We start from the raw sequence: 12,220 nt of genomic DNA, 5'->3' as shown, positions 1-12,220 counted from the left end.
ACCTATCTAATATATAATGAGTCTAAAAAGTTTTTTGTATCTTTGCAACCACAAATCAATTTTGCTGATTGTAATTTAGAATAATAATGAGAAAACTTACCAATGCACAGCTTGCAGAGCTGCTAGATCAGGACATCTTTCATAAAATATCAGAAGCTGCAGATTCTCTTCATTTGGAATGTTACGTGGTGGGAGGTTATGTTAGAGATTTATTCTTGGAAAGGCCTTCTAACGATATAGATGTTGTCGTTGTTGGCAGTGGAATACGTGTCGCTGATGCTTTGAAGAAAAAACTTGGTAAGAGAGCTCATATTTCAGTTTTCCGTAATTTCGGTACAGCACAGGTAAAATATAAAAATATTGAGGTGGAGTTTGTTGGCGCTCGTAAAGAGAGCTATAGCCATGACAGTCGTAAACCTCATGTTGAAGATGGTACGCTTGAGGATGATCAGAATCGTAGAGATTTTACTATCAATGCACTTGCTGTGTGTCTGAATAAGGAACGTTTCGGCGAATTGGTAGATCCTTTTGGAGGAGTAATGGATATGGAGGATAGAATTATTGCGACTCCTCTTGATCCTGATATTACATTCTCTGATGACCCGTTGAGAATGTTGAGATGCGTGCGCTTTGCCACTCAGTTGAATTTCGAGATAGAGGACGAAACCCGTGAGGCTCTCGTACGAAACTCGGAGCGATTAAAAATCATTAGTGGTGAACGTATTGCAGATGAGATGAATAAGATTATGCTTTCTCCTCATCCTAGTATTGGCTTCTATTATCTGCGTGAGTCTGGTCTTCTGCAGATTATCCTTCCTGAATTAACGGCATTGGATATTGTTGAGACGCGTAACGGAAGAGCGCATAAGAATAATTATAATCATACTTTGGAGGTTTTGGAGAATGTATGCAAAGCTCAGGAAAATAAGGAACTTGATAAAGACCATAAACTGTGGCTGAGATGGGCTGCTTTACTTCATGATATCGGTAAAACAAAGAGTAAGCGATGGGACCCAGCTTTGGGATGGACGTTCCATAATCATAATTATCTGGGTGCAAAGATGGTTCCGGAAATATTCCGTCGTATGAAACTGCCATTGGATGCTAAGATGAAGTATGTTCAGAAAATGGTAGATTTGCACATGCGTCCTATCGTTATTGCAGATGAAGAAGTCACGGATAGTGCTGTACGTCGCTTGATGAATGATGCCGGTGACGACATCGACGACCTGATGACACTATGTGAGGCTGATATTACAAGTAAGAACGCGCAAAGAAAGCAACGCTTCCTTGATAACTTTAAAATCGTAAGAGAGAAACTCAAGGATTTGAAGGATCGTGATTATAAGCGATTGCTCCAGCCATGTATTGATGGAAATGAAATAATGGAGATGTTTCATCTTACACCTTGTCGAGAGGTTGGTATGTTGAAGCAGACCTTGAAGGATGCTGTACTTGATAATAAGGTAGAGAACGAGAGAGAGCCTTTAATGCAGCTTCTCATGAAGAAAGCCCACGATATGGGACTATGCTAAATGTTTTTATATTGAAATTTTTCAAAAACAATATAGAAACTTTGTTAAAAATATTAGAGTTAAAGCTTGTTTTATTTCCGTTTATTATTATTTTTGCAAATTGAAAACCTAATAATGTGTTTGGGGTTTTCAACTTGCAAAAGATAATAGAGTAATAAATATAATATATAGGAATATAGGTATGAATATTAGAAAATGTTTGTTTGTGGTTGTAGTTGCTGCAACACTTTCATCTTGTGGAGGTAGTGGTGCACCTAAGTTTGGTGACGATCAATTTCCTGTTGAAGTCATTGGTTCATCAGAGGCATCAATGCAGACAACCTATCCTGCCACAATAAAGGGTATTCAGGATGTTGAAGTTCGTCCTAAAGTTTCTGGTTTTATAACCAAGGTTCTTGTACATGAAGGAGAGACTGTTGCCGCCGGTCAATTGTTGTTTACTATCGATAGCGAAACCTATCAAGCAGCGGTTCGACAGGCTCAGGCAGGTGTAAATACAGCAAGGGCTCAGTTGAGTACAGCTCGTCTTACTTATCAGAATAATAAGAAGTTGTTTGATAAGCATGTAATTGGTCAATATGAACTATCTTCTGCTCAGAATGCATATGCTACAGCTCAAGCTAATCTCGCTCAGGCTCAAGCATCTTTGGCTTCTGCACAGGAAACACTAAGTTGGTGTCAGGTTAAGAGTCCGGCAGCAGGTGTTGTAGGTAGTCTTCCTTTTAAGGTTGGTGCTTTAGTAAGTGCATCTTCTGTAGAACCTTTGACAACGGTCTCTAATATCAGTACTATAGAGGTGTTCTTCTCTATGGCAGAAAGTGAGATATTGAATCTCTCTAAAACAGCAGGTAGTGTAAATGCTGCAATAAAGGATTTCCCAGCTGTGAAATTGCAGTTGGCAGATGGTACAATTTATGCTCATCCAGGTAAAGTGGTTAAAATGAGTGGTGTCATCGATGCTTCTACTGGCGCTTATTCACTTATTGCACATTTTGCTAACCCAGAAAAACTTTTGAAGAGTGGTGGCGCTGGTCAGATTATTATTCCACGTCAGGCAAAGAATGCAATCGTAATTCCACAAGAGGCGACATCTTCTGTACAAGATAAGTATTTCGTATATAAGGTTGGTTCTGATAATAAGGTAAAATATACTGAGATTAAGGTAAATCCAGACAATGATGGTAAGACTTACGTGGTTACTTCAGGACTCTCTGTTGGAGATCGTATCGTAACCAAAGGACTTGCCAAACTTACGGATGGTATGTTGATAAAGCCAATCACAGCAGCACAATATCAGAAGAATCTTGATCAAGCAGCCAAACTTGCAGAAAAGCAAGGTACGGCAAGTGGCTTTATTAGTGCAATGAAAGGAAAATAATCCTTGGTCAGAAAAAGTTAAAAAGATAATAAAAGTAGAAATATGACTTTTACAAACTTTATCAAACGCCCGGTACTTTCGACGGTAGTGTCTATCTTCTTCGTTTTGCTGGGTACGATTGGATTGGTGTCATTGCCTATCGAGCAATATCCTAATATTGCTCCTCCAACGATTGTCGTATCGACAACGTATACGGGTGCTGATGCTCAGACTGTATTGAATTCTGTTGTTACCCCTCTTGAGGAGAGTATCAATGGTGTTGAGAATATGACGTATATGTCATCAACAGCTACCAATTCTGGTACTGCGATGATTACTGTTTACTTCAAACAGGGATCAGATCCAAACATGGCTGCGGTTAATGTTCAGAACCGTGTTCAACAGGCTCAGGCATTGTTGCCAGCCGAAGTAACACGTGTTGGTGTAACTGTTACCAAACGTCAGAGTTCTAATGTAATCATGTACTCTCTGACTTCTGAGGATGGTCGTTATGATGGACAATTTCTGACCAACTACAATAATATTAATATTATTCCACAGTTGAAGCGTATCACCGGTGTAGGTGATGTGCAGAGTCCATCTACAGCCAATTATTCAATGCGTATATGGCTGAAGCCTGATAAGATGAAACAGTATGGTCTAGTTCCATCTGATATTTCTTCAGTTCTTGCAGAGCAGAATATAGAAGCTGCTCCAGGTTCATTAGGCGAGAACAGTGATATGTCTTTTGAATATGCGCTTCGTTATAAGGGTCGCTTGAAGAGTGCGCGCGAATTCGAGAATATCTTGATTACAAGTAATACTACTGGTCAGACATTACGACTGAAAGATGTTGCCGATATAGAATTAGGTTCATTGATGTACAATGTAAGCCTGATTAATAATGGTAATCCAGCCGTAATGGGTATGGTAAACCAGATTGCGGGTTCTAATGCGACTCAGATTGCAACCGACGTGAAGGCTGCTCTTGAGGAAGCAAGCAAGAGCTTCCCTCCTGGTATGGAGTTTACAATAGAGCAGGATATTACAGAGTTCCTTTTCGCATCTATCGAAGAGGTTATCATGACCCTGTTCATCACCTTGGCACTTGTATTCCTAGTTGTATATGTATTCTTGCAGGATATGCGTTCTACGCTTATACCGCTGATTGCCGTTCCTGTGGCATTGATAGGTACATTCTTCTTCTTGTGGGTATTTGGCTTCTCGGTAAACCTGTTGGTACTTTCGGCATTGTTGCTGGCAATTGCGATTGTTGTCGATGATGCTATTGTGGTTGTGGAAGCTGTTCATGCAAAACTTGATCAAGGATACGACAGTGCGTTGACAGCATCAATCGACGCAATGAATGAAATTTCTGGTGCTATCATCTCTATTACACTTGTGATGTCGGCCGTATTCGTTCCAGTATCATTCCTTGGAGGAACATCAGGTACCTTCTATCGTGAGTTTGGTGTTACGATGGCCATATCTATCATTATCTCAGCATTGAATGCGTTGACATTGTCTCCTGCACTTTGTGCTGTACTGTTGAAACCTCATCAGGATGAGAAGACACCAGAGCGTAAAACCTTTATCGGTCGATTCCATGAGAATTTCAACCGCATGTTTGATAAGGTGACCAACAAATATAAAAAAGGTGTAGAGCGTGTAATGAATCACAAACTGATAGCAGGTGTTTCTATTGTGGTTGGTGTCATCGCATTAGCTATAACTATGGCTACTACAAAGACAGGATTGGTTCCTGATGAAGATACAGGTACTTTGTTTATCACAATATCTGCAGATCCAGGTACAAGCCAGTCGCGTACACGACAAATTCTGCATGAGGTTGATGATATGTTGAAAGGTAACCCAGCTATTCAGCGTCGTGAAGGTATCTTAGGATACAACTTCATTGCGGGTCAGGGTTCCGATCAAGCTACCTTTATTATTAAGTTGAAGCCTTTCGAAGAACGACAGGGTGGTTTCATCGCTCGTATCAAGAATGCTATTACTCAGGGTGACCCAATGGCTTTATTTGTTAATCCTTTGGAAGCAAATTCTGTTCTGGGTATGATCTACAAGCAGACAGCATCTATAAAGGATGCACAGATACTTGCGTTCGGTCCTCCAATGATTCCAGGTTTCTCTGTTCAGAACGGTATTACCATGACCATGCAGGATAAGACCGGTGGAGACTTGAACAAATTCTTCAGTGTTACTCAAGACTTCTTGAAAGAGTTGAATAAGCGTGAAGAAATCACTACTGCGATGACATCATACAATCCTAATTATCCACAATATATGGTAGATGTAGATGTTGCTAAGACGAAGCAGGCTGGAATCTCTCCTACAGTGGTATTGTCAACTCTTCAAGGTTATTTGGGTGGTATGTATTCATCTAACTTCAATGCATATGGTAAATTGTTCCGTGTAATGATACAGGCCGCTCCTAATGATCGAATGCGTCCAGACCAGTTGAGCAATATTTATGTCCGTACGGCTAGTGGCGAGATGGCTCCAGTATCAGAGTTCTGTACCTTAAAGAAGGTATATGGCCCTTCTAATATTGCACGTTTCAACTTGTTTACGGCTATCAATGTCAGTGTGACTCCTGCGGATGGATATTCTACAGGTCAGGCCATGCAGGCAATTGCTGAGGTCGCCAAGAATACATTACCTCAGGGATATGGTTATGAATATTCAGGTCTGACTCGTTCAGAGGCAGAAAGTAGTAACTCTACGGCCCTTGTCTTTGTACTCTGTCTTGTTTTCGTATACTTGATTTTGAGTGCACAGTATGAGAGTTATTTGTTGCCATTGTCTGTTATTTTGTCAATTCCATTTGGTTTGGCAGGAGCCTTTGTCTTCACACAAATCTTTGGGCATTCAAACGATATCTATATGCAGATTTCGTTGATTATGTTGATTGGACTTTTGGCAAAGAATGCTATTCTTATCGTACAGTTCGCGTTGGAGCGTCGCCGTATGGGTATGGCTATTAAATATAGTGCGATTCTTGGTGCCGCAGCTCGACTTCGTCCTATCTTGATGACATCATTAGCGATGATCATCGGTTTGCTACCTTTGATGTTTGCCAGTGGAGTAGGCAAGAATGGTAACCAGACTCTAGGAGCAGCAGCTGTTGGTGGTATGTTAATTGGTACCATATGCCAGATTTTTGTGGTTCCAGCTTTGTTTGTTGCATTTGAATGGTTGCAGGAGAAGTTTACTCCACTTACCTTTGAGGATGAAGAAAATCCTGAAGCAGCAGCCGAATTGGCACAATATGCCCATACATTAACTGCATATACATCAAAAAATAAAGAAAACAAAGAATGATGAGGACTAAGGATATGAAGTTTAAGTCAATTATAATATTAACTCTCGCAGCAGTCTTTTTGACTGGCTGCAAGAGTCTTTATGGACAGTATGAGCGTCCGGAAGTTAAGACTTCTGGCTTGTTTCGTGATTCTGTTTCAGCCAGTGATACACTTGCTGTTCGTGACACAAGCTCTTTTGCGAACATTCCATGGCGAAGTGTCTTTACAGATCCTCAATTACAATCGTTGATTCAGAAAGGTTTGGACAACAATCCAGACTTACTGAACGCAGCTTTGAATGTGCAGATGGCTGAGGCTCAGTTGAAGGCAGCAAAGTTGTCTTTCCTTCCGTCGTTTACATTCTCTCCACAAGGTACCATTGCCTCTTGGGATGGAGGAAAAGCAACGAAAACATACCAACTGCCTATCAATGCGAGTTGGAATGTAGACCTCTTTGGTAATCTTCTGTCACAGAAGCGCGCTGCTCAAGTAGCTTTGCTTCAGAGTCAAGATTATCAAGTTTCAGTGAAGACCAACATCATAGCTAATATTGCTAACATGTATTACACTCTATTGATGCTTGACAAGCAGATGGAAGTTATTGGTGATATGGAAAAACTTACCAAGGATACATGGGAGATCATGAAGTTGCAGAAGGATGCAGTTGTTGGTGTACGTTCTACTGCTGTACAGAGTGCAGAAGCAAATTATTATTCTGTGCTTACTCAGAAGGAAGATATCAAGCGACAAATTCGTGAAACAGAGAATTCGCTCTCCCTCCTTATTGGTCAGCAGGCACAGACCATCGCCCGTGGGCGTTTGGACAAGCAGAGCCTTCCTACTAATTTTTCAACAGGTATAGGTATCCAGTTGTTGAAGAATCGTGCTGACGTTCATGCTGCAGAGATGAATCTTGCTCAGTGCTTCTATAATGTAGAGACAGCGCGTAGTAAGTTCTATCCAAATCTTACTATTGCCGCTACAGGTGCCTTTACGAATAGCGGTGGTGTTGGCATCACGAATCCAGGAAGTTGGTTGCTTTCTGCAGTAGCATCTCTTACTCAACCTATCTTCATGAAGGGCCAACTTGTAGCAGGTCTCCGCGTAGCAGAAGCTCAGTATAAGCAAGCATTCAACACTTGGCAAAATAAAGTTCTTTCAGCAGGTAGTGAGGTAAGTAACGCACTCGTTCTCTATAATGCTTCTGATGCAAAGAGTAAGATTGAGAAAAAGAAAATCGAAGTGCTGAAACATAATGTTGAAGATACTAAAGCACTGATGGCAAGTGCAGGTAGTACTTATCTGGAAGTTATAAGTGCCCAGAGCAGTCTTCTTAATACAGAACTTAGTAAGGTTAGTGACGACTTCTCTAAGATGCAGGCTGTGGTAAATCTCTATTATGCACTTGGTGGTGGAGCTAAGTAATATATCAATCAATTATTTAAGAATAAATTATTATGGCAAGCGATATAAGTCCTAAAGCAGAGGTTTCTCCTAAAGCAAAGATAGGAGACAACTGTAAGATTTACCCTTTTGTCTATATTGAAGACGATGTGGTGATTGGCGATAATTGTGTCATATATCCATTTGTAAGTATCTTGAATGGTACCCGTATGGGTAATGGTAATAAGATTCATCAAGGAGCTGTAATAGGTGCCTTGCCTCAGGATTTTAATTTCTGTGGCGAAGAAACCGAACTTATCATTGGTGATAAGAATCTTATTCGTGAGAATGTTGTTATCAATCGTGCTACGCATACAGGCGGTCAGACCGTTATTGGTAGTTTTAACTTCTTGATGGAAGGTGCTCACATCTCTCATGATACCAAAGTTGGTGACCATTGCGTGTTTGGCTATGGTACAAAGATTGCCGGTGATTGTGAGATTGGAAATGGCGTAATCTTCTCATCTTCTGTTATCGAGAATGCTGGCACAAGAGTTGGTGAGGGTGCTATGGTTCAGGCGGGTACTACATTCTCAAAGGATGTACCACCTTACATCATTGCCGGTGGAAAACCAGTTGCTTATAGTGGTCCTAACAATACGATGATGACAGCCTATGGAATTGATGAGAAAATACAGAAGCATATTGCTAATGCATATCGCCTTGTGTTTCATGGTCAGAATAGTGTCTTTGATGCTGTTATCCAGATAAACGCTCAGGTACCTGATGGACCGCAAATTCGTAGTATTGTGAACTTTATTAATGCTACTAAAGCTGGTATCATCGGAAAAATGAAATGATATAGAGAAAATAGTTCTTGTCTATATGATAAAGGGTCGGTCATGTGAACTGACCCTTTCTATTTGTAGTTATATGGATGAATTTACGCAGTTAACTACGTGCACCAACGCAGTTAACTTCGTAAGCCGATGCAGTTAACTGTGTAAGCCGATGTTGTTATATGCATCTCATAATAGAGATAATCAATAGGAAGCAGTACACAAGATACCCTCTTTTTGTACCATATCTTTTATGCGATCCAATTCCTCGTGAGTTGCTTTCTGCAGGTTCTTATCAGGAGTTTCTCTGTCGATGGTATATACCATTACCTCGCGTGGTTGTATGTCGATAATAGCCTTAAGCCATGGCTTGACAAATTTATCACCAGTATTGTCGACATCAATATCTCCGACCTTTCCCTTCATAAACATGGTCTGAATGATAACATGACCATAGAAACTCTTTAGGTCTTCTATGATATTGTTTACATGATAGTTTTTGCTTGTCGGGCGATCTACCATCCTAATGTATTCAGGGTCTACAGTATCGAGTTTTAGAATGTTGTTGTCAACCTTCATTAAGGCAGCATGTACAAGAGGGCGATTGATGAAAGTACTGTTGCTTAACACACTTACTTTAGCCTTCGGACAATATTTGTCACGTAGTTTAATGGTGTCATTAATGATTTCCGGAAAGTCAGGATGCCCCGTAGGCTCACCATTTCCAGCGAAAGTAAGTACGTCTGGATGTTCACCCTTTTCATGCATTTCTATCAGTTTGGCTTTTAGTGCCTTGGCAACTTCTTCGCGTGTAGGTCGCTTTAGGTGCGGAATGTGATCCTTATTAAATCCACATTCACAATAGATACAGTCGAAAGAACACACCTTTCCGTCAGACGGCATAAGGTTTATTCCAAGAGAAATACCGAGTCGACGGCTATGAATAGGGCCGAAGATTGGAGAAGGATAAATTACAGTACTCATATTTGATAATTTTTGTATCACAAAAGTAGAAAAAATATAATTAGAAAATAGCATTTCCGCGTTAATACACGTTAAAGGGTTGTTTATTCATTTGTTTTTTGTTACTTTTGCATCAAATTAGGTAAATACTGCATATATAATACCTTTTATAATAATGGCAAAGAAACGTAAGAAGACTAGTAGCCGTCATGGCTTACAGGTCGTAACACTATGTATAAGCACTGCTATGGTGCTAATTTTATTGGGTATGGTCGTGTTCTCTACACTTACTGCGAGGAATCTTTCTTCGTATGTTAAGCAGAACCTTGTTGTGCAGATGATGCTGCAGCAAGATATGACACCTAATGAGGCTCAACAGATTTGTAAGAAGCTTAAGACACGCCCATTTGTCAATAGTCTTCAATATATCAGTAAGGAACAGGCCTTGAAAGAAGGTATGAAAGAGTTGGGTGCTGACCCTAGAGAATTTGCGGGCGTCAATCCTTTCTTGTCTTCAGTAGAGATTACTGTGAAGGCAGATTATGCAAATAATGATTCATTGCAATGGATCTCTAGAGAGTTGAAGGCATTTCCTAAAGTGAGCGAAATCAGTTATCAGAAAGATTTGGTAGAACAGGTGAATCAGAATATTGCTAAGATCAGTGTGATATTATTGGTATTGGCTGTATTGTTGACATTTGTGTCATTCTCTTTGATTAGTAATACAGTGCGTTTGGGTATATATGCTCGACGTTTCTCTATCCATACGATGAAATTGGTAGGGGCTTCATGGAGTTTCATCCGTCGTCCTTTCGTAAATCGTACGATATGCATTGGTATTGTTGCCGCATTATTGGCCTGCATCGTTCTTGCGGTTTGCATTTATGCACTTTATCGCTTTGAGCCAGATATCGTAACTATTGTTACTTGGAAGGAGATGGCTATTACTGCGGCTTCGGTGTTCTTCTTTGGAATTGTTATTACTGCGATCTGTGCAAATATCTCGGTAAACAAATTCTTGAAGATGAAGGCTAGTGAATTATATAAAATTTAAGAACATGGATAAGAAGAATTTAGCGTTTGATAAGGTCAACTTCATCTTGTTGGCAGTCGGTATGGCTATCGTCATCATTGGATTCGTCCTGATGAGTGGTTCGGGGTCAAGTGAGAAAACTTTTGATCTTGATATTTTCAGTACTATGCGTATTAAGGTTGCACCTGTGGTTACATTCTTAGGCTTTGCATCTATTATCTACGCTATTATTCGTAAACCAAAAGACAAGAACGAAGATTAATTATGGATTGGTTACAAGCTTTGATCCTTGGATTGATTCAGGGACTTACAGAATATCTGCCAGTAAGTAGTAGTGGGCATCTTACCATTGCTTCTTATCTTATTGGTGTAAATGCTGATGATAATTTGACTTTTACAGTAGCGGTTCATGTCGCTACAGTATTGAGCACATTGGTTATTCTTTGGAAGGAAATCTCTTGGATATTCAAGGGACTCGTTAAGTTCCAGTGGAATGAGGAGACCAAATATACTGTGAACATTATAATATCAATGATACCTGTTGGTATCGTAGGAGTATTCTTCAAGGATTATGTTGAAGAGATATTTGGTTCTGGTCTTGCCATTGTCGGTGCAATGCTTTTGCTTACAGCAATAATATTGGCATTCTCTTTTTACGCACGTCCTCGTCAGAAAGAGAAAATCAGTATGAAAGATGCTTTTATTATCGGTATAGCGCAAGCATGTGCTGTAATGCCAGGTCTTTCTCGTTCTGGTAGTACGATAGCTACTGGTATTCTACTAGGAAATAATAAGGCAAAATTAGCTCAGTTCTCATTCTTGATGGTTATTCCGCCAATCCTTGGTGAGGCATTGCTAGATGTGTTGAAGGCTGTGAAGCATGGTGCTCAGGTCGCTGCCGGTGATATCTCGGTATTTGCACTTAGCATAGGTTTTATAGCTGCTTTTGTATCTGGTTGCTTTGCCTGTAAGTGGATGATAAATCTTGTGAAGAAGGGGAAATTGATATACTTTGCTATTTATTGTGCAATTTTGGGTATGATAACCATAGCTTGCTCATTTTAATTCTTTCGCATGGATTTCATCAACGGAGAAATTATAGCCATCGATAAGCCTTATCAGATTACAAGTTTTAAGGCTTTGGCACATATTAGATATGTATTGTCGAAGCGACTTGACCATAAGGTAAAAATAGGACACGCAGGTACTCTCGATCCTTTGGCTACAGGAGTGCTTATACTCTGTACGGGCAAAATGACCAAACAGATAGAACGCTTGCAATATCATTCCAAGGAATATACTGCTACATTGCAACTTGGGGCGACAACCGTAAGCTATGATATGGAACATCCTGTGAATGAGCTCTTCCCTACAGAACAGATTACAAGAGAGAGAATACTTGATGTGCTTAAATCGTTTATAGGTGATATAGAGCAAGTGCCTCCTACCTATAGTGCTGTAAAGGTGGGTGGAGAGCGAGCTTACGCTTTGCGACGTGCTGGTGAAGATGTCAAGCTTAAGCCTAAAACGGTGCATATTGAAGATATAGAACTTACCGATTTCAATCCTGATACCATGCAGATGAGTATTCGGGTGGAATGTGGAAAAGGCACATATATAAGAGCTTTGGCTCGCGATATTGGTCGTGCTCTTAAAAGCGGAGCCTATCTTACAGCTCTGCGTAGGACTCGAGTCGGCGAGGTTAAAGTAGAAAACTGTATTGTATACGATCAGTTTGAACAGTGGTTAGAAGAAAATTTATAAACATAAGCAATTTACTTGAAAGG

10 protein-coding genes are annotated in these 12,220 nt (G+C 40.2%); 9 read left to right on the top strand and 1 reads right to left on the bottom strand.

The window, feature by feature from the left end:
• Window positions 1-86: 86 nt before the first annotated feature.
• The 5 genes from K333_RS0105260 (at window position 87) to lpxA (ending at window position 8,458) form a co-directional block, all read left to right on the top strand.
• Complete coding sequence (locus K333_RS0105260; RefSeq protein WP_024989653.1) at window positions 87-1,535, top strand: CCA tRNA nucleotidyltransferase; 1,449 nt, start codon at window positions 87-89, stop codon at window positions 1,533-1,535.
• Between the two features lie 181 nt (window positions 1,536-1,716).
• The gene (locus K333_RS0105255; RefSeq protein WP_024989652.1) at window positions 1,717-2,913 is read left to right on the top strand and encodes an efflux RND transporter periplasmic adaptor subunit; all 1,197 of its coding nucleotides are present in this window, start codon (window positions 1,717-1,719) and stop codon (window positions 2,911-2,913) included.
• 42 nt (window positions 2,914-2,955) lie between these two features.
• Entirely contained in the window at window positions 2,956-6,234 is a 3,279-nt protein-coding gene (locus K333_RS0105250) for an efflux RND transporter permease subunit (RefSeq protein ID WP_024989651.1), read from the top strand.
• Window positions 6,231-7,640, top strand: coding sequence for an efflux transporter outer membrane subunit (locus K333_RS0105245; protein WP_036886117.1), 1,410 nt, complete (start codon window positions 6,231-6,233; stop codon window positions 7,638-7,640). Before K333_RS0105250 ends, K333_RS0105245 begins: the two co-directional genes overlap by 4 nt.
• 32 nt (window positions 7,641-7,672) lie before the next feature.
• Window positions 7,673-8,458 (top strand): acyl-ACP--UDP-N-acetylglucosamine O-acyltransferase, encoded by a 786-nt coding sequence (gene lpxA / locus K333_RS0105240; RefSeq protein ID WP_024989649.1) that lies wholly within the window; start codon window positions 7,673-7,675, stop codon window positions 8,456-8,458.
• Between the two features lie 183 nt (window positions 8,459-8,641).
• Here lpxA and K333_RS0105235 read toward each other — a convergent pair whose 3' ends face one another.
• Window positions 8,642-9,421, bottom strand: a complete 780-nt coding sequence (locus K333_RS0105235) for a radical SAM protein (RefSeq protein ID WP_027452419.1) — start codon at window positions 9,419-9,421, stop codon at window positions 8,642-8,644.
• A 154-nt stretch (window positions 9,422-9,575) separates the two neighbouring features.
• On the opposite strand from K333_RS0105235, the gene K333_RS0105230 reads away from it, so the two are divergent.
• From K333_RS0105230 to truB, 4 genes are read left to right on the top strand one after another with little or no spacing between them, the layout of a single operon-like run.
• Complete coding sequence (locus tag K333_RS0105230; RefSeq protein WP_027452418.1) at window positions 9,576-10,454, top strand: cell division protein FtsX; 879 nt, start codon at window positions 9,576-9,578, stop codon at window positions 10,452-10,454.
• A gap of 4 nt (window positions 10,455-10,458) precedes the next feature.
• A complete protein-coding gene (locus K333_RS0105225) occupies window positions 10,459-10,695 on the top strand; it encodes a DUF3098 domain-containing protein (RefSeq protein WP_024989648.1) in 237 nt (78 codons plus the stop codon).
• 2 nt (window positions 10,696-10,697) lie between these two features.
• Window positions 10,698-11,498, top strand: a complete 801-nt coding sequence (locus tag K333_RS0105220; RefSeq protein WP_024989647.1) for an undecaprenyl-diphosphate phosphatase — start codon at window positions 10,698-10,700, stop codon at window positions 11,496-11,498.
• 9 nt (window positions 11,499-11,507) lie between these two features.
• Window positions 11,508-12,197, top strand: a complete 690-nt coding sequence (gene truB / locus K333_RS0105215; protein WP_024989646.1) for a tRNA pseudouridine(55) synthase TruB — start codon at window positions 11,508-11,510, stop codon at window positions 12,195-12,197.
• Window positions 12,198-12,220: the final 23 nt, after the last annotated feature.

Source organism: Segatella albensis DSM 11370 = JCM 12258 (assembly GCF_000426565.1).
GTDB classification, from domain to species: domain Bacteria; phylum Bacteroidota; class Bacteroidia; order Bacteroidales; family Bacteroidaceae; genus Prevotella; species Prevotella albensis.
This window is presented reverse-complemented; position numbering and strand designations above follow the sequence as displayed.